Below are 17,691 nucleotides of genomic sequence, written 5' to 3'. Positions count from 1 at the left end.
CGGGGCGGATCAGCGGGTCGAGGTGGAGCGGTCCCGCTGCTGCTGGACCCACTCGCGCAGATCGCCGGACGGGCGGCCGCGCTCGGACTTGCGCTCCTCGGCCAGATCGCGGCCGTGCCCGAAGGTCGGCTGATCGGTGGGTTGAGGGCTGGGCTCCGGCGAAGGATCGGTCGGGTCCGTCGGATCAGTGGGCTCGGGCGACGGCTCCTCCGACCCGCTCAGTGCGATCCCCACCAGGGCCGGGTTGTGGTCCGAGGCGCGGAACTGATCCGGAGCGTAGAGATCCACCACGTTGTAGTTCGCCCGCGAGTACTCCATGCCCACGGACTCGTTCGCGTTGATCTCCCAGATGTCCGACCCCGTCACGGCCTCGGCGGCAGCCGGGGAGGCGAGGACGTGGTCCAGCGAGCCGGCCTGCCCGTCGAACGAGTAGCTGTGCTGGCCCTCCGGAGCCAGGTTCACGTACCCGTCCTCGTAGAGCCCGAGCATGGGGTCCTCGTGGGTGTAGGAGTTGAAGTCGCCCACGAGGAACGTGCGCTCGGTATCGGCCTTCTCGGAGAAGGACTCGGCGAAGCCCTGCATGGACTCGGCCTGGCGGGTGCGGTCGCCGTTCCAGGAGCCCTGCCCGGTGTCGGCGTTGTCACCGGAGCCGGAGCCGCCCTTGGACTTGAAGTGGTTCACGACGACGACGAAGTCATCGGCCTCGGTGCCGCCCACGGGGCGGAACTCCTGGGCCAGCGGCTCTCGGGCGTTGTCGAAGTTCGCCTCGTCGACGTGGATCACGGACTCGCCCACGGTCTCGACCTCGCCCGGCTGGTAGATGAACCCGGTGCGGATGACGTCCTCTGCGGCAGGGACCTCGGCGGGGGAGGGGACGTAGTCCCACTTCTGCGTGCCGGCATCCGCGTTCAGGGCATCCACCAGGGCGGACAGGGCCTGATCGCGGTCCTTGCCGAAGGCGGCGGAGTTCTCGATCTCCTCGAGCGAGACCACCGAGGAGTCCAGGCCGTTGATCGCCGCGACGATCTTGTCCTGCTGCTGGGCGAACGAGTCCTGGTCGTAGGCCCCGCGCACATCGCAGTAGTCGGCGGTCGTGGGATCGCCCGCGCGGTCCGTGTAGGCCTCGCAGCCGGGCTCGTCCTCGCCCAGAGAGGTGAAGTAGTTGAGCACGTTGAACGTGCCCAGCGTGTAGTCGCCGCCCACGGAGGCCGGGGCGGCATGCTCCGACCGGTCGTTCTCGAACACGGCGGGCACGGCTTCGGGGGTGTCTCCCGTGACCTGCTCGAGCGGCTGGAAGCGCCAGGCATCGTGGCCGTAGCCCAGCACGACCGGCTGATCGAAGCTGACGGTCGAGCCCGTGCGCACCGGATTCTCCAGGGCGAGGTAGGGCAGCGGCTGATCGCCGTAGCGCTCCAGATTCGTGTAATTCCACGTCGAGCCGTCGTCGAGCAGGACGCCGCGGGCGGCATTGTCGGCCTCGACCGCGGCGGCCTCGGCGGAGCCGTGCGGGGCCACGTCGGTCGGTGTGCGCAGCGGGCCCTCGCCGGAGGCCAGCCCGATCTCGCCGTAGGAGTTCAGGCTGTAGTTGTCCGAGACGGTGAACTCCCCGCTGGGCTGCAGCAGCATGCCTTCGAGCTGCTCGCGGGAGGCCTCGTCGGCGGGCCAAGCAGTCTCTGCCGGCTTGACGGCCTCGGCTGGGGCGGTGAGCACCTCGATGCCATCGGCCGGAACGGAGATCTGGGTCTGGCCGTAGAACTCGTTGGCCGTCCCGGTGACCTCCACGTGATCGCCGAGCTGGGCCGCGTCGAGGGCCTCGGGGGCGTAGACGAAGATTCCGTGCGAGGCGCCGTGGTCCTCGCCCAGATCGCCGCCTGTTCCCTCGGTCTGGATCTGATAGCCGTTCAGCCCGCCGGTCGCGTAGACGGCGGTGACCACGCCGCGGGTGGAGACCTGCTGGTCCTGGTACGGAGTGGTCTCGCCCTCTCCCTGGATCTCGGCGATCGACAGCTCCTGGGCCGGTCCCGGCTCGGGATCGGGAATCGGCTCCGGATCCGGCGTCTCGGAGCCGTCGCCTGAGGCCGGGGTGACCTGCGTCGACAGCGAGAAGTCGGCGGAGTTGTCGTCGGTGTCCACCGCGTCGGTGCGGTTCAGGGAGCGCGGGTCGGAGTTCGACGACGGGCTGGTGGCCCCGGCGGTCTCGAAGGTGTTGGAGTCGCCGTAGCCCAGCAGGTCCACGACCGACTCCGCGCCCGCCGTGCCCTCCACGACGGAGCCGGTGGGCAGGCTCAGGGGCTGGGAGCCGTTGGAGAGCACCAGGGTGCCGCGGGTGCCCGACGGGTTCAGGCTGCCGCCGGCCTCCACATCGGCCGCGGGCAGCGCTGCCCCGTTGGTGCCGTTGGAGGCTCCGCTGACCAGGAAGTGCTCGCCGGGCTGGATGGTCCCGGACAGGCGCACGGTGTTCGACGTCCCCGCTGTTCCGGTCGCGGAGCGGTACTGCAGCGACCAGCCGTCCAGGCTCACGGGCGCATCAGTCGGGTTGTAGAGCTCCACGAACTTGTGCGAGTAGACCGCGTTGGCCGAGCCGCCGCTGAGATAGGCCTCGTTGATGACGACCTCGTCGCCGGCCGGTGAGGCGCTCACCGGCGCCAGCGTGCTGAGCCCGGCGGGGATGGCCAGCAGGGCGGCCAGGGGAAGAGCGGCCGAGCGCAGGCGCCCGGTGCGATGCTGGGGGGTCTTCTGGGCAGTCATTTCTGGTTTCCCTTCGGAGGATGGGGGCAGGGGGATGAGGACGAAGAGGTGAGGGGCCCGTCGGGAGGGGTTCCCGACGGGCCCCGGGAGATGAGCTGGGCAGGCGGCTGCGGCTCAGCGACTCGAGCGGCGCTCGCGCTGCTCGAGCACCCACTCGCGCAGATCGCCGGAGGGGCGCCCGCGGTCGGCCTTGCGCTGATCGGCCAGATCGCGGCCGTGCCCGAACGTCGGGCGATCGGTGGGCTCCGGTGTGGGCTCCGGGTCGCCGGCGACGAAGAGCTCGGCGGGCAGCTGCATAGTGGTGCCGGCGGGGGAGACGACCAGGTAGGCGGGCCCGCCCTCCAGATCGGCGACCTGGACCTCGAGGCTCGCGGCACCGCCCACCTGACCGGAGGCGTCCTTCGCGGGCTCGCCCGTGACCTCGGCGGAGGCCACGACCTCGCCCTCCGGCGAGCCCTTCCGGATCTCGACGGTCTCGTTGGCCACCGCTCCCAGCGAGGTCATGTTCAGCTCGGAGAGCTCGAGGGTCGTGGTGCCGCCCTCGGTCGTGGAGCCGGTGACGTTGACCGCTCGGCGGTCGAACGCGGGCTCCAGAGGAGCGTCGAAGGAGCCGAGGTAGTCCTGGAAGGCCTCGCGGTCGATGCGACCTGTGTCGGTGCTGGCCCCGCCCTCGGTGAAGGCCGTGAAGCCGTCGCCGCCCTCGAGCAGGAAGGAGACCGAGCCGACGGTGTAGGTGGCGGCCGGGTCGAGCGGCTGGCCGTCGATCGTGATCGAGGTGATGCGATCACCTGCGGGGCGGGACTCGTCCATCGTGTACTGGACGTTGTCCGACAGCCCCAGGTGCAGGAACGCCCGCGAGGAGCCCTCCGGCTGCCACTGCTGCTCGAGCGCCTTCTCGAACTGGGCGCCGGTCAGCTCGACCGTGTTGAGGTTGTTGGCGAAGGGCAGGACGTTGTTGATCTCGGCCTCAGTGACCACGCCGTCGGCATCGCCGTCGATGATCTCCTCCGGGTCGTCGACGTAGTACAGCTCGTTGCGCAGCCCGCCCGGGTTGATCACGCCGATGTCCACGCCGTGGGACTCCGCCAGCTCGGAGCGGAAGCCCTCGGCCACCTCATTGCCCAGCGCCGACTCGTTCTGGCGGTCGTCGCGGGTGCTGCCGGTGAAGGCGGTGGTGAGGTCGCCGGTGATCTGCCCGGCAGGCGTGGAGCCGATCTGCTCCGCTGTGGCGGTGGCCTCGTCGACGATGCGGTCCACCTCGGCGGTGCGTGGCGAGGAGGCCACGAGCTGCTCGGGGGTCTGGCCCGCGATGAACTCGTCGTAGGAGGTCAGGGTGGGGACCAGGTCGACGTCATCGGCCTTGGCGTCGTAGGTGACCTCGACCTTGCCCAGGTTCGCCATGTAGGAGCCGGTCTGCATGTAGGCGCGGTCATGGGTGCCGTCGCCGTCCACGTCCTCGCTCACGGTGTACTCGGCGTGGGTGTCGCCGCCGAAGATCACGTCGACCTCCTCGGAGGTCTCGGTCCAGAAGCGGTCCGATTCGGCCTGGGTCTGGCTCGCGGAGCCGTCGTGGTAGGCGGCGATGATGACGTCGGCCTCGCCCGAGGCGGCCAGGTCCTCGGCCACCGCGTTGACCTCGGCGACCGGGTCGGTGAAGACCAGGCCCTCCGTGGCCGACGGGGCCAGCTTGGACGGCGTGGCCTGGGTGACCGCACCGATCACGGCGAAGCTCACTCCGTCGCGCTCGAACAGCTCGTAGGCGCCATTTCCGTCGTGGCCCTCGCCCTCCATGAGCAGCGGGCCGGTCTCAGAGCCCACCCGCACGTTGGCGGCCAGGTAGGGGAACTCGGCCCGGTCGACCACGCGCTCGGTGAGGTCGTCGCGGCCCTGATCGAACTCGTGGTTGCCCACGGCGGAGGCGTCCAGCTCGAGCGCGTTGAGCATGTCCAGCGTGGGGTTGTCGTCCTGAGCGGCCGACGTGTACTGCGAGGCGCCGATGTTGTCCCCGCCCGAGAGCAGGAGGTCCTCGGGCCCGCGCTGCGACTCGATGGCTCCGGCGAAGCCCACGGGGTCCTCGTCCAGACGGCCGTGGAAGTCGTTGAAGTACAGCAGGTCGGTGGTGGCGGTGGCGCTAGCGGCGTCGGGGGCGGGCTCCACGGCCTGGGCCGGGACGACGAACGAGGAGGTGACCACGACGCCTGCGACGACGGCGGCGGACAGCGACGAGGTGCGGGAGGGCTTCAGGGCAGACATGCAGGATCCTTGCGAGGCCGAGGATGTGCCCCGCTGCTGGAGCGGCCGGAGCACCTGACCAGGCCAGACGATCATTCCTGGGTGAACCCTGAGTTACCGCTCAGTGCATATTGTGAAGTCAGGTTCGTGGCTCATGTCACAGATGGGTCTCGGAGCGAGTACTGTCTCGGTTTGTTCAACAATGCCCCGAGGACGAGGCATCACTGCTCCTCACCTTGAGAAGGTGCACATGTCACACCCCACCACCGATCCTGCCCCGCAGGACGCCTACGCCCACGAGCAGGAGGGCTTCCACAAGTCCCTCAGCGGTCGCCAGGTCCAGATGATCGCGATCGGCTCGGCCATCGGCACGGGTCTGTTCCTGGGTGCAGGTGGTCGCCTGGCCACGGCCGGCCCGTCGCTGTTCCTCCTCTACGCGCTGTGCGGGTTCTTCGGGTACCTCATGCTGCGCTCCCTGGGCGAGCTGGTCCTGCACCGCCCGTCCTCGGGCTCCTTCGTCTCCTACGCCCGCGAGTTCTACGGCGAGAAGGCCGCCTACGCCTCCGGCTGGCTCTACTGGTTGTTCTGGTCCTTCACAGCCGTGGCCGACGCCACCGCCCTGGCCCTCTACTTCCGCTGGTTCAGCCGCTACATGCCGCTGGAGTGGATCGCTGCGATCCCGCAGTGGGCCATCGCATTCGCAGTCGTGATCCTGGTCGTGTCCCTGAACCTGGTCTCCGTGAAGGTCTTCGGCGAGATGGAGTTCTGGTTCTCGCTGATCAAGGTCGGCGCCATCCTGCTCTTCCTCGTGGTGGGCATCTTCTTCGTGCTCTTCGGCACGCCGACCGGGGCGCCCGTCGGGTTCTCCCTCATCGCCGAGAACGGCGGCCTCTTCCCCAGCGGTGTCGTGCCGGCTGCGGTCATGATCGGCGGCGTGGTCTTCGCCTACGCGGGCATCGAGCTCGTGGGCACCACCGCCGGGGAGGCTGCCGACCCGCACAAGGAGATCCCGCGCGCGGTGAACTCGGTGGTCTTCCGCATCGCCGTCTTCTACTGCGGCTCGGTCCTGCTGCTGTGCCTGCTGCTGCCGTTCACGGCGTACTCCGCCGACGAGTCCCCGTTCGTGACGTTCTTCTCCTCGATCAACGTCGGCGCGGCCGGCCCGCTCATGCAGCTCGTGGTGATCACCGCGGCCATGTCCTCCATGAACGCCGGCATCTACTCGACCGGTCGCATCCTGCACTCCATGTCCGTGGCGGGCTCCGCGCCCAAGCTGGCCGGCAAGCTCAACGCCCAGGGCGTCCCGGTCGGCGGCATCCTGCTGACCGCCGTCATGGCGTTCATCGGCGTGGCCCTGAACATCTTCGTGCCGGAGCAGGCCTTCGAGATCGTCATGAACATCGGCGCGGTCGGCGTGATGGCCGCCTGGGTCACCATCGTGATGTCGCACCGGAAGTTCGTGAAGCTCTCCGAGCAGGGCCTGTACCAGCGCCCGTCGTTCCGCAGCCCGCTGGGGGTCTTCGGCGACTGGCTCGTGGTCGGGTTCGTCGTCGTGGTGCTCTTCCTCATGGCGATCGACTACCCCGTGGGCAGCTGGACGCTCGGCCTGGTGGTCGTCGTGGTCGTGCCCGCTCTGGTGATCGGCTGGTTCGTCGTGCGCGATCGCGTCATGGAGATCTCCCGGACCCGAGACAGCTACACCGATCTCGTCCCGATCGGCACGCTGGCCATGCGCGACGACGAGCTCGCGCCGCGCCCGCTGGAGGGCCCGGACGGCGTCGACCGCTGATCCTCCGCGACGACGACAGCCCCTCTCCAGCGCGCCTGCACGGCGTGCGGGGGAGGGGCTGTCCTTCATGGAGCAGCGCGTTGTCAGCTGTGATGTACGCTACATCTCGGCTGATGACGGTCGCTGCTGCACCGGTTGTTCCGTCCGGCCCTCCCATCGCGTCCCCGTGGTGCTTGTCGGCGCCTGGGGCCGATGGCGACTGAGCAGAAGAAGGCAGTCATGTCACACGAGAGCAATGCCCCGGTGCAGCAGCCGGATGATCCCTTCGCCTATGAGCAGGAGGGTTTCCACAAGGGACTCGGAGCTCGCCAGCTCCAGATGATCGCGATCGGCTCGGCCATCGGCACCGGCCTGTTCCTGGGCGCCGGCGGGCGGCTCGAGACCGCCGGCCCGTCGCTGTTCATCCTGTATGCGGTCTGCGGCTTCTTCGGCTACCTCATCCTGCGCGCCCTGGGCGAGCTGGTGCTGCATCGCCCGTCGTCGGGCTCGTTCGTCTCCTACACCCGCGAGTTCTACGGGGAGCGCTCGGCCTTCGTCTCCGGCTGGCTCTACTGGCTGAACTGGGCCATGACGGCCGTCGCGGATGCCACGGCGCTGGCGATCTACATCGCCTGGTTCGGGCAGTATGAGTCCATGGCGTTCCTGGGGGAGATCCCGCAGTGGGTCGTGGCGCTGATCGTGGTCGTCGCGGTCGTCTCCCTGAACCTCGTCTCGGTCAAGGTCTTCGGCGAGATGGAGTTCTGGTTCTCCCTGGTCAAGGTCGGGGCGCTGCTGCTGTTCCTGGTCATCGGCATCATCTTCGTGATCTTCGGAACCCCCACGGGTACCGAGGTGGGCTTCTCCCTGATCACGAGCGAGGGCGGCCTGTTCCCGAACGGCTTCCTCCCGGCCATCATCGTCACGCAGGGCGTCGTGTTCGCCTACGCCGGCATCGAGCTCGTGGGCACCACCGCCGGCGAGACCAAGGATCCGGAGAAGGTCATCCCGCGGGCGGTCAACTCCGTGATCCTGCGCATCGCGGTCTTCTACGTGGGCTCCGTGGTCCTGCTGTGCATGCTCATGCCGTACACGGCATACTCCGCCGACGAGTCCCCGTTCGTGACCTTCTTCTCCTCGATCGGCGTGGAGGCCGCAGGTCCGCTCATGCAGCTCGTGGTGATCACCGCGGCCATGTCCTCCATGAACGCCGGCATCTACTCGACCGGTCGCATCCTGCACTCCATGTCGGTGGCGGGCTCCGCGCCGAAGTTCGCCGGGACCATGAACAAGGCCGGTGTGCCGGTGGGCGGCATCCTCCTCACCGCGGTGGTGGCGCTGTTCGGCGTGGCCCTGAACTTCTGGGTCCCCGCGCAGGCCTTCGAGATCGTGCTGAACATCGCGGCGATCGGCACCATGGCCTCGTGGGCGGCGATCGCCATGTCCCACCAGAAGTTCCTGCAGCTCGTGAAGCTCGGGCAGTACACCCGCCCTGGCTACCAGGCCCCGGGCGGCCGCTTCGCCGACTGGCTCGTGATCGCGTTCATCGCAGCCGTGATGGTGCTGATCGCCTTCGACTACCCCGTGGGCACCTACACGCTGGTCGCTATGGTGGCCGTCATCCCGTTCCTGGTCATCGGCTGGTTCGTGGTGCGCGATCGCGTCCGCGAGATCGCCGCGGCCCGCGACGGCTACACCGGCACTTATCCCGTGGTGGGCACCAGCCCCGGTCAGGAGCTGCTCACCCAGCGCTCGCACCGTCCGGAGGATCCGCGCCGGGCGGCCCCGACGGATCACGACGAGACCCTCGGGGATCGCTGACGCGCAGCTGCTCCAGTTCTCACCCGCCGCCGGGCGGAGTCGGCTCATGCCGACTCCGCCCGGCGGCCGCGTGCTCCGCTCAGCGCACGACCGAGCTGAGCAGCAGGGAGGTCTCCGAGTTCACGACGCCCTTGATCGAGCGCATCCGGCGCAGCAGGTCGTCGAAGGCGCGCAGGTTCCGGCAGGAGATCTCCGCGACCAGGTCCCAGCCGCCGTTCGTGGTGTGCAGGCCCATGATCTCGGGCAGCCCGCGCAGCGAGCCGATGACCTGGTCCGTGGTGAAGCCCTGGACCTCGATGAACGAGATGGCCCGGACCTCGTCGTCGGACGCCGAGCGAGTGCGCACGGTGAAGCCGATGATCACGTCGCGGGCTGTCAGGCGCTCGATGCTGCGACTGATCGTGGTGCGCGAGACCCCCAGCCGCTCGGCGAGCGCGGCGATGGGGGCTCGGCCGTCGGCGCGCAGCTCGGCGATCAGGCGCCGCTCCAGCTCGGTGATCTCCGTCATGCGCAGAATGCTACGCATCGCTGTGCAGACTGCGGCTCAAGTGAGCAGATTGCACACAGATTGCGGCTTATCCGCGCACTTCTCTGCGCATACTGTGGAAAGGGTCACCCGACGAACCGTGCAGCAGCTCGTCAGCAGCAGTTCCTCAACACGTCAGAAGGAGGCCGTATGCCGCAGCTCGTGGATGTTCCGTCCATGGCGCAGTGGATCCAGCGCGAGGGCGTCGGATCGATCATCGAGAGGATGGTCGGCTACATCGAGGAGGACTTCCGCAAGTGGGAGCGCTTCGACAAGATCCCGCGCGTGGCCACGCACACCCCGGTAGGCGTCATCGAGCTCATGCCCACCTCCGACTTCGAGACGTACAGCTTCAAGTACGTCAACGGGCACCCGTCGAATCCCGCCCGCGGGTATCAGACGGTGACCGCCTACGGGATGCTCTCGGACGTCGACAACGGCTACCCCACGTTCTTCGCCGAGATGACCCTGCTGACCGCGCTGCGCACCGCGGCGAACTCGGTCATGTTCGCCCGTCAGCTGGCGCGCAAGGACTCCAAGGTCATGGCGCTGATCGGCGCCGGCAGCCAGTCGGAGTTCCAAGCCCTGGGCTTCCGCTCGGTGCTCGGCATCGAGGACCTGCGGGTCTACGACGTCGATCCCGCCGCCATGGAGAAGCTCCGCCGGAACCTGGAGCCGCTCGGCTTCCGGATCACCCTGGCCGATTCGGTCGACGAGGCCGTCGAGGGTGCCGACATCATCACCACCTGCACCGCCGACAAGGCGCAGAACAAGGTGCTCTCGGATCATCAGGTGCGCCCCGGCGTGCACCTGAACGCGGTCGGCGGCGACTGCCCCGGCAAGACGGAGCTCGAGGCGGACATCCTTCGTCGGGCCAGCGTGTTCGTGGAGTTCACGCCGCAGACCCGCATCGAGGGCGAGATCCAGCAGATGGAGCCCGAGTTCCCGGTCGTCGAGTTCTGGCAGGTGCTCACCGGGGCCGCGCGTGGCCGCAGCTCGGACGACGAGATCACGCTCTACGACTCCGTGGGCTTCGCGATCTCCGACTTCTCCGCGCTGCGCTGCGTCCGCGATGCCACGGCGGACACGGATCTGCAGCAGCACATCGACCTCATCGCAGATCCGGATGACCCCAAGGATCTGTACTCTCTTGTCAAGGCGCCGGTGCCTGTGGGCTGACCTGCAACGACTCCCGCAGCGCCTCAGGACGGCCGACAGCACCCGCTGTCGGCCGTCCCCCTATGTGGGAGCTGACATGACCGGTCATCCGGGTGGCGCAGCGATCTGTGTGCGATTGAATGTATTCATGCTTCGAGCACCGCTGATCGCGACCCCGGCCATCGTGGTGGTCGTCGCTGTCATGGTGCCGCTGGTGAGCAGCGAGTTCGTCTCGGTCAGCATCGTGGCCGGGCTGATCGCCGTCATCGGCGCCTGGTGCGTGCCGGCGACCTACACGCAGGGCGAGGCCGGGTCGCTGCTGACGGTGGGCCAGGACGTCTGGACCCAGCGGCTCGCTCGCCTCAAGACCCTGCAGCTCGTGGTGGCCAGCGGCGTGCTGGTGGGACTCGTGGGCCTCGAGCTGCTGAGTGCGGCCATGGCGGCCATGTTCGGCATCGGTGTCGCCCTGGCGATCGGCGCCTTCACCGGGGCCTCGTCCGAAGCCGCCGCCTCGGATTCTGCGGCTCCCGGTGCGGGCTCGACGGGGCCCGGAAGCGCGTCCCACATCGCCCGGCACGCGCACCACACTCACTGACACTCGGCACTCTCGCCGAGTCGCGCCCTCTTCTGTCCGCGCCTACGTGCCTTAATGCGCCCTGCAGTGTCACGTGGCGCTTCGAGGCACGTAGGCGCGGGAGGGGGCTCAAGCCTCCCTTACGGCCGTGTCAGCCCCAGCAGAGGCAGAACGGGTGGCCGGCGGGGTCGGCGTAGACCTGGAATCCGCGCGCGGCGGCGGGATCCTCGGCCGGCTGCAGCAGTTCGGCGCCCAGCCCCGTGACCTCCGCGTGGGCGGCCTCGAGGTCGGCGATGTAGAGGTCCAGGTGCATCTGCTGGTGCTGGGGGCCGTCGGGCCACTGCGGGCGGACGTGATCGGAGGCCAGCTGGATGCCCAGCACCTCGCGGCCGTCCACCACGATCGTGCGCCACTCGCCGGCCGCGCTCTGGAAGTCCGGCTCGGCAGTCCCGCCGAGTACTGCGGCCCAGAAGTCGGCCTCGGCGTCGACGTCGTCGGTGTCCAGCACCGGGTACTGCTTGAGGATCTCCATGGGGCCAGTCAATCGCGCGCGAGCTCATCTGTCGCCCCCGGCGCCGTCGTCGAGCGGCGCCGGGGCGGGCCCCGACGGGAGCGGACCAGGCCGATGACCAGGCCGATTCCCCACGCGACGAACCAGGGATCCCACAGCCAGGCATGGCCCAGCATCGAGCTGCGGTCGAAGCCGCCGTCCGGCTGGATGACCCCGGCGAGCACGAGCTGGGCGGTCACGGTGCTGAGCCCTCCCCAGAGGGTGAGCACAGCGGCACCGAGCCAGCAGACCGCACGGCTCAGCGGAGCCAGGGGCCAACCGCTGCGCGCCAGCAGCCACGGCGCCAGGCCAGCGGTGACTTTCACGAGCCCCACTGGCACGAGCAGCCACAGGCGTCCGTCGAACTGCGATGCGACATCCCCGACCGTGCTCAGCAGCCACTGACCGCCACCGGCCCAGTAGAAGCTGAACAGTCCGTGCCCGATGCCCAGTACCGCCGCTGCTGCCAAGCACAGCGAGTCCTTGCCCCGCCCGCCCTGCCGTGGGACCGAATCCATGGCTCCATAGAACGGAGGGGTCGCCGACGCGGTCAAGAGGCATAGGCCTCTGAAGCGGCGTCGTCATCCCCCGGGAGACTGAGGACAAGCCCGCTCGGCTCGGATTGAATGGGCTCATGCTGAGACCCCCGCTGATCGCCACCGCCGTCGTGGCCGCAGCCCTCGCCCTGCTCCTGCCGCTGATCTCCGGCGCCCACGTCCTGGTGGCGGTGGTCTCCGCGATCGCCCTGATCGTGGGCGCCTGGTGCGCCCCCACCTCCTTCAGCTCGGACCAGACCGGCTCGGCGCTTCTCATGGGTCGGGAGGTGTGGACGGCTCGGACCGCCCGGCTCAAGGCGCTGCAGCTGTACGTGGCGGGCGCGGCAACGCTCGGTCTGGTCCTCCTGAACGTCTTCGACCCGGGGGTTGCTGTCGTCGTCGGCATCGCCCTGGCGCTCGGCACCGGCGCCGCCGGATCTGGGGAGCGCCCGCGGGACTGAGTGCCAGGCTGCGTCGCCGTGCTCGCCGTGGCGCTGCTGCCTCCCCTGCTCGGGAACGAGCTGGTCATCCCCTCCGTGATCATGGCGCCCATGCTGGCTGCCGGCGTGTGGTGCATGCCGACCTCGATGCTGCGCAAGCCCTATGGATCCGTGCTCACCATGTCGCGCGAGGTGTGGACCCGCCAGGTGGCGGTCTTCAAGTCGTGGCAGCTGCTCGTCAGCGCGGCGACGGCAGTGATCCTGGTGCTCATGGATCTCATCGAGCTCCAGGTCGCGGGCGCCGCCGGAATGGCCGTCGCGCTGGGCATGAGCCTGATCTCGGGCGACACCAAGGACAAGGCCGCGCCGGAGTCCACCGAGGACGCACCCGCGAGCTGACGGCGATCAGGCAGGGGCAGGCGGCAGGGCTCAGGCTGCCGCCGCGTCAGAAGGGCAGCCAGCCCAGGGCGCCGACCACGAAGAGCCAGGCGGTCAGCGTCGGGAACGACGCCACCGTGGAGAGCAGAAGCGCCGCGGCTCCGAACTCGCCCTCTCCGTGCTGCTCGGCCAGGGCCGCGGCGATCGACATCGACGGCAGCGCGCAGCTCAGCAGCGCGGCCGCCGCCAGCTCCGGGGCCAGCCCGGGCAGCCCGAGCGCGGGAAGCAGCAGGATCAGGCCGAGTGCGATCGCGGGCATGGCCAGCAGCTTCGCGATCACCGTGGCCGAGAGATCCGCGACCTGACCGCGCAGCTGCAGGCCCATGAGCATGCCGCCGATCGACAGCAGGGCCACCGCCGACGACGACTGCGCGATGAGGCGGACGGCGGCGTCGATCATGCCGGGCAGATCGAGGCCCAAGCCGGTCATCACCAGGGCCACGGCGATCGCGATGATCAGCGGGTGCGTGAGCACGCTGCGCACGATGCCGCCGGGCCGGCGCCCCAGGGGCGCGCCGCGGCCGGAGGCGGCCTCGAACAGGATCAGCGCCACGGGGATGATCACCACGTTGTCCACGAGCATGGACATGCCGATGGCCAGGCCCGCAGACTCCGGGATCAGCAGCAGGAGCAGGGGCGCTCCCACGAATCCGTTGTTGGTGCCGCTGACGGCCAGGGACATCGAGGCCGCCCGCTGGGGCGGCATGGAGCGCGAGCGCGACCACGCGTGCCTGTGTGCTTGTCCTCGCTCCCGCAGGCGAAGAGCGCGCGGAGGCACGCTGGCGCGCGGCGGGGAAGGGGCGTCAGCTCAGGCGGTGACCTGCCGCTTGGACGAGATGACGCCCGTGTTGAAGCCGGCCAGGTGCAGCCCGCCGTGGAAGCGGGCGTGCTCGATCTTCACGCAGCGGTCCATCACGGCGTTGAGCCCGGCGTCCTCGGCGATCCTCGCGGCTTCCTCGTTCCAGGAGCCCAGCTGCATCCACACCGTCTTGGCGCCGATGTCCACGGCCTCCTGGGCCACACCGGGCAGATCGGCGTCCTTGCGGAAGACCTCCACCAGGTCCGGGACCACGGGCAGATCGGCCAGCGAGGGGTAGACCTTCTGCCCCAGCACCTCGTCGAGCACGGGGTTCACGAAGTAGACGTCGTACGGCGACGATGACAGCAGGTAGGTCGCCACGAAGTACGACGCGCGCGAGGGCTTGTTCGACATCCCGACGATCGCGATGGACTTCGTGGAGCGCAGGATGTTCAGGCGCTCGGGGGCGCTGGGGCCCACCCAGGTGCGGTTCTGGCTGCTCATGCGGAGGCTCCTTCGCGGGTGATGCCCGTGGCGGTGGTGAGGGCCTGATCGAGGTCCCACAGGATGTCGTCGGCGTCCTCGAGACCCACGGAGATGCGGATGAGATCCGGGCCCACGCCTCCTGAGACGAGCTGCTCGGCGGTGAGCTGCTGATGCGTGGTGGAGGCCGGGTGCAGCACCAGGGTGCGGGCGTCGCCGATGTTGGCCAGATGGGAGGCCAGCTGCAGGCCTTCGATGAACCGGCCGCCCACCTCGCGGGCGTCGAGCTCGGCGGTGGCGGCCACGCCGAAGGCGAAGACCGAGCCGGGGCCCTGCGGCAGGTACTTCTGCGCGCGCTCGTGATGCGGGTGCCCGGGCAGCCCCGCGTAGTTCACGTAGGAGATGCGCGGGTCCGATTCCAGCCACTCGGAGACGGCCTGGGCGTTGGCCACGTGGGCGTCGATGCGCTGCGGCAGCGTCTCCACGCCCTGCAGCAGGTTCCAGGCCGACTGCGGGGACAGGGCGGGGCCGATGTCGCGCAGCTGCTCGGAGCGCAGCTTGGTCAGGAAGCCGTACTCCCCGAAGTTCCCCCACCAGCTCACGCCGTTGTAGGACGGCACCGGCTCCGTCATGGAAGGGAACTTCCCGTTGCCCCAGTCGAAGCGCCCGGACTCGACGACGACTCCGCCCAGCGTGGAGCCGTGCCCGCCCAGGAACTTGGTGGCCGAGTGGATCACGATGTCCGCACCGTGCTCGAACGGCCGGTTCAGGTACGGGGTGTTCAGCGTGGCGTCCACGACCAGCGGGATCCCGGCCTCGTGGGCCACGGCCGCCAGCCCCTCCAGATCGGCGATCTCGCCCGACGGGTTCGCGATCAGCTCGGTGTACACGGCCTTGGTCTGCGGCGTGAGCGCGGCCTGGAAGTCGGCGGGGTCGGTGCCCTGCACGAACGTGGTCTCCACGCCGAAGCGGCGCAGGGTGACGTCGAGCTGGGTGATCGTGCCGCCGTAGAGCTGGGACGAGGCCACGATGTGATCGCCCTGCCCGCACAGCGCGGCGAAGGTGATGAACTCGGCGGCCATGCCGGAGGCGGTGGCCACGGCGCCGATGCCGCCCTCCAGGGAGGCCACGCGCTCCTCGAAGGCCGCGACCGTGGGGTTGCCGATGCGCGAGTAGATGTTGCCGTACTTCTGCAGGGCGAACAGGTTGGCGGCGTCATCGGCGTCCTTGAACACGAACGAGCTGGTCTGGTAGATCGGCACGGAGCGGGCCCCGTGCTCGGCATCGGGAGTCCCGCCTGCGTGCAGCGCACGGGTGCGGAATCCGAACTGGTGCTCGGCCATGTGTCCTCCTCGTGGGGCGCGCCCCTGGTGTGGGTCCTGCTGCAGAGTCTGTGCCGCCGGGTGGGGCCCCGCAAGCAGGGCGACGCGGCGGCGATGGTGGGTGCGGGTCAGCCGCGCGCCGAGAAGATCTGCTCGATCGCCTCGAGCGACCCCTCGTTCTGCAGCGACGAGCGATCGCCCAGCGGCCGCCCCTCGTAGAGCTGGGCGAGCAGGCGCCGGGTGATCTTCCCGGAGCGGGTCTTGGGCAGATCGGGCACGGGGATCACCTCGCGCGGCTTGGCGATCGGGCCGATCTCCTGCGCCACATGGGCGCGCAGGGTCTCGCGGACCTCGGCCTCGGGTAGGGCACGGCCTTCCGAGGTGAGCACCACGCAGGCCAGAACGGCATGTCCGGTCAGCGCATCGGCCACCGGAGCGGTCCCGGCCTCGACGACCAGCGGATGCGTGACCAGCGCCGACTCGATCTCGATCGTGGACAGCCGGTGCCCCGAGATGTTGATGACGTCGTCGACCCTGCCGAGGATGTAGAGATCGCCCTCCTCGTCGAGCCGGGCGCCGTCGCCGGCCAGGAACCAGCCGCGCTCGCCGAAGTCCGCCCAGTACGAGCTCAGGTAGCGCTGCGGGTCTCCCCACACGGTCCGGGCCATGGACGGCCCGATCGCATCCACCACGACGAGGCCCTGCTCGCCCGCCGCGACCTCCTCGCCGGCCGCGTCCACCACGCGGGTCGAGACCCCGGGAACGGGGCGCACCGCGCAGCCCGGCTTGGCCGCGGTGTGCGGGGTGCCCTCGGGGAAGGTCCCGGAAGGGGCGAACTGCGGATCGTGGGGCCGGGGCGAGGCCACGCAGGAGCCGGTCTCGGACTGCCACCAGGTGTCCACGAACGGGACCTCGCCGCGGCCCACCTGCTCGCGCAGCCACCGCCAGGCCTCGGGGTTGATGGACTCGCCCACCGTGCCCAGCAGGCGGATCGAGGACAGGTTCCAGACCTTGGGCAGGCCCTTGGGGAACGCGCCCATGAGCGAGCGGATGAGCGTGGGGGCGGTGTAGTAGGTCGTCACGCCGTAGCGCTCGATGATCTCGAAGTGCCGGCCGAAGTCCGGGGTGCTCGGAGTGCCCTCGTAGACGACCTCGGTGACGCCGTTGACCAGCGGGCCGTAGATCTCGTAGGTGTGCGCGGTGACCCAGGCCAGATCGGCGGTGCACCAGTGGACCGCCGAATCCACTTTGGCGGGGTCGTTGACAGCGGAGAGCTCCTGCGGGCGCAGCATGCCGTGCTCGTCCGGGGCATCCGGCAGCAGGTCGAAGAGCAGGGCGTGCGTGTAGGCGGCCTGGACCAGGTAGCCGCCCATGGTGTGCACCAGGCCCTTGGGCCTGCCGGTGGTCCCGGAGGTGTAGATGATGAACAGCGGCGTCTCGGCGTCGAAGGCCTGCGCCTCGTGGACGTCGGAGACCGACTCGAGCAGCTCGTGCCACCACAGGTCCCGGCCCTGGGCCCAGGGCACCTCCATCTGGTCCTTGGAGCGCGCCCCGCGCTTGCCGGCCGGCAGGTTCGCGTTGCCGGGCCGGGAGGTCCGGCGCACCACGAGCACGTGCTCGATCGCGTTGGTGCCGGCACACGCTTCATCTGCCTGGGCCTTGACCGGCACCACCTTGCCGCGGCGGTTCTGCCCATCGGTGGTGACCAGGACCTTGGCGCCGGTGTCCTCGACGCGGAAGCGCAGCGCCTCGGCGGAGAAGCCTCCGAAGACCAGTGAGTGCACCGCCCCGATCCGGGCGCAGGCCAGCGTGATGATCACGGTCTCCGGGATCACCGGCAGGTAGATCACCACGCGGTCGCCCTGGACGACGCCCAGCGACTCCAGCGCGTTCGCAGCCCGGGCCACGGCCTTCTGCAGGTCGGTGTAGGTCCAGGTCTGGCGGTCGCCGGGCTCGCCCTCGAAGTGCAGGGCCACGTGCGAGCCGCGCCCGGCCTCCACATGGCGGTCCACGCAGTTGACGGCGACGTTGAGCTTGCCGCCCTCGAACCAGGCGATCTCGGGCACCGAGTAGGTGGGGCTGCCGTCGTCGTCGGTGCCGATCCGCTGCGGCTTGTCGAAGCGGTGCGTCGTGTGCCACGGCTGCGCCCAGTCCAGGCGGGAGGCCTGCTCGGCCCAGAAGGCCACGCGCGCCTCATCGGAGATCCGCGCGGGATTCGGCGTGGGGGCCAGGGGATCGGAGTAGGACTGCGGTGCGCTCATACGGGTGCTCCTTGCGGGATGCCCGCGGCTGCGGGCGG

The 17,691-nt window shown here is 69.6% G+C and carries 15 protein-coding genes; 6 read left to right on the top strand and 9 right to left on the bottom strand.

Annotated elements, in window-relative coordinates; translation table 11 throughout:
- Nucleotides 1–9 precede the first annotated feature (9 nt).
- Both FFS25_RS00285 and FFS25_RS13320 read right to left on the bottom strand, forming a co-directional pair.
- Nucleotides 10–2,748 (bottom strand): ExeM/NucH family extracellular endonuclease, encoded by a 2,739-nt coding sequence (locus FFS25_RS00285; RefSeq protein ID WP_137801496.1) that lies wholly within the window; start codon nucleotides 2,746–2,748, stop codon nucleotides 10–12.
- Nucleotides 2,749–2,862: 114 nt separating this feature from the next.
- On the bottom strand, nucleotides 2,863–5,001 hold the full coding sequence (locus FFS25_RS13320; protein WP_171004030.1) for a bifunctional metallophosphatase/5'-nucleotidase: 2,139 nt from the start codon (nucleotides 4,999–5,001) through the stop codon (nucleotides 2,863–2,865).
- Between the two features lie 229 nt (nucleotides 5,002–5,230).
- Here FFS25_RS13320 and FFS25_RS00270 point away from each other — a divergent pair, with 229 nt between their 5' ends.
- Nucleotides 5,231–6,769 (top strand): amino acid permease, encoded by a 1,539-nt coding sequence (locus FFS25_RS00270; RefSeq protein ID WP_137801495.1) that lies wholly within the window; start codon nucleotides 5,231–5,233, stop codon nucleotides 6,767–6,769.
- A 219-nt stretch (nucleotides 6,770–6,988) separates the two neighbouring features.
- Nucleotides 6,989–8,566 carry an amino acid permease gene (locus FFS25_RS00265; RefSeq protein ID WP_249933699.1) on the top strand — a complete coding sequence of 526 codons (1,578 nt, stop codon included), beginning with the start codon at nucleotides 6,989–6,991 and terminating at the stop codon, nucleotides 8,564–8,566.
- Between the two features lie 79 nt (nucleotides 8,567–8,645).
- Here FFS25_RS00265 and FFS25_RS00260 read toward each other — a convergent pair whose 3' ends face one another.
- Nucleotides 8,646–9,074: an Lrp/AsnC family transcriptional regulator gene (locus FFS25_RS00260; RefSeq protein ID WP_024289162.1), complete on the bottom strand. Its 429-nt coding sequence runs from the start codon at nucleotides 9,072–9,074 to the stop codon at nucleotides 8,646–8,648.
- Nucleotides 9,075–9,242: 168 nt separating this feature from the next.
- Here FFS25_RS00260 and ocd point away from each other — a divergent pair, with 168 nt between their 5' ends.
- Nucleotides 9,243–10,271 carry an ornithine cyclodeaminase gene (ocd, locus tag FFS25_RS00255; RefSeq protein WP_137801494.1) on the top strand — a complete coding sequence of 343 codons (1,029 nt, stop codon included), beginning with the start codon at nucleotides 9,243–9,245 and terminating at the stop codon, nucleotides 10,269–10,271.
- Between the two features lie 127 nt (nucleotides 10,272–10,398).
- Nucleotides 10,399–10,845: a hypothetical protein gene (locus tag FFS25_RS00250; protein ID WP_137801493.1), complete on the top strand. Its 447-nt coding sequence runs from the start codon at nucleotides 10,399–10,401 to the stop codon at nucleotides 10,843–10,845.
- Between the two features lie 130 nt (nucleotides 10,846–10,975).
- On the opposite strand, the gene FFS25_RS00245 is transcribed toward FFS25_RS00250, so the two are convergent.
- Both FFS25_RS00245 and FFS25_RS00240 read right to left on the bottom strand, forming a co-directional pair.
- Entirely contained in the window at nucleotides 10,976–11,356 is a 381-nt protein-coding gene (locus FFS25_RS00245) for a VOC family protein (protein ID WP_137801492.1), read from the bottom strand.
- 8 nt (nucleotides 11,357–11,364) lie between these two features.
- A complete protein-coding gene (locus FFS25_RS00240) occupies nucleotides 11,365–11,892 on the bottom strand; it encodes a DUF3995 domain-containing protein (RefSeq protein ID WP_137801491.1) in 528 nt (175 codons plus the stop codon).
- A gap of 116 nt (nucleotides 11,893–12,008) precedes the next feature.
- Between FFS25_RS00240 and FFS25_RS00235 the strand changes: the two genes are divergently transcribed.
- Nucleotides 12,009–12,371: a hypothetical protein gene (locus tag FFS25_RS00235; protein ID WP_137801490.1), complete on the top strand. Its 363-nt coding sequence runs from the start codon at nucleotides 12,009–12,011 to the stop codon at nucleotides 12,369–12,371.
- 18 nt (nucleotides 12,372–12,389) lie between these two features.
- Nucleotides 12,390–12,749: a hypothetical protein gene (locus FFS25_RS00230; protein ID WP_137801489.1), complete on the top strand. Its 360-nt coding sequence runs from the start codon at nucleotides 12,390–12,392 to the stop codon at nucleotides 12,747–12,749.
- Nucleotides 12,750–12,795: 46 nt separating this feature from the next.
- Here FFS25_RS00230 and FFS25_RS00225 read toward each other — a convergent pair whose 3' ends face one another.
- The 4 genes from FFS25_RS00225 to FFS25_RS00210 form a co-directional block, all read right to left on the bottom strand.
- Nucleotides 12,796–13,494 (bottom strand): AEC family transporter, encoded by a 699-nt coding sequence (locus FFS25_RS00225; protein ID WP_137801488.1) that lies wholly within the window; start codon nucleotides 13,492–13,494, stop codon nucleotides 12,796–12,798.
- A gap of 102 nt (nucleotides 13,495–13,596) precedes the next feature.
- Nucleotides 13,597–14,091: a CoA-binding protein gene (locus tag FFS25_RS00220; RefSeq protein ID WP_137801487.1), complete on the bottom strand. Its 495-nt coding sequence runs from the start codon at nucleotides 14,089–14,091 to the stop codon at nucleotides 13,597–13,599.
- Nucleotides 14,088–15,413, bottom strand: coding sequence for an O-acetylhomoserine aminocarboxypropyltransferase/cysteine synthase family protein (locus FFS25_RS00215; protein ID WP_137801486.1), 1,326 nt, complete (start codon nucleotides 15,411–15,413; stop codon nucleotides 14,088–14,090). Before FFS25_RS00215 ends, FFS25_RS00220 begins: the two co-directional genes overlap by 4 nt.
- A 107-nt stretch (nucleotides 15,414–15,520) precedes the next feature.
- Nucleotides 15,521–17,653, bottom strand: coding sequence for an AMP-binding protein (locus tag FFS25_RS00210; protein ID WP_137801485.1), 2,133 nt, complete (start codon nucleotides 17,651–17,653; stop codon nucleotides 15,521–15,523).
- Nucleotides 17,654–17,691 lie beyond the last annotated feature (38 nt).

The organism is Kocuria sp. 2SI (assembly GCF_005502825.1).
Lineage (GTDB): Bacteria > Actinomycetota > Actinomycetes > Actinomycetales > Micrococcaceae > Kocuria > Kocuria palustris.
Note: the sequence above shows the minus strand (reverse complement) of the source record. Positions and strands in the feature narration are given on the sequence as shown.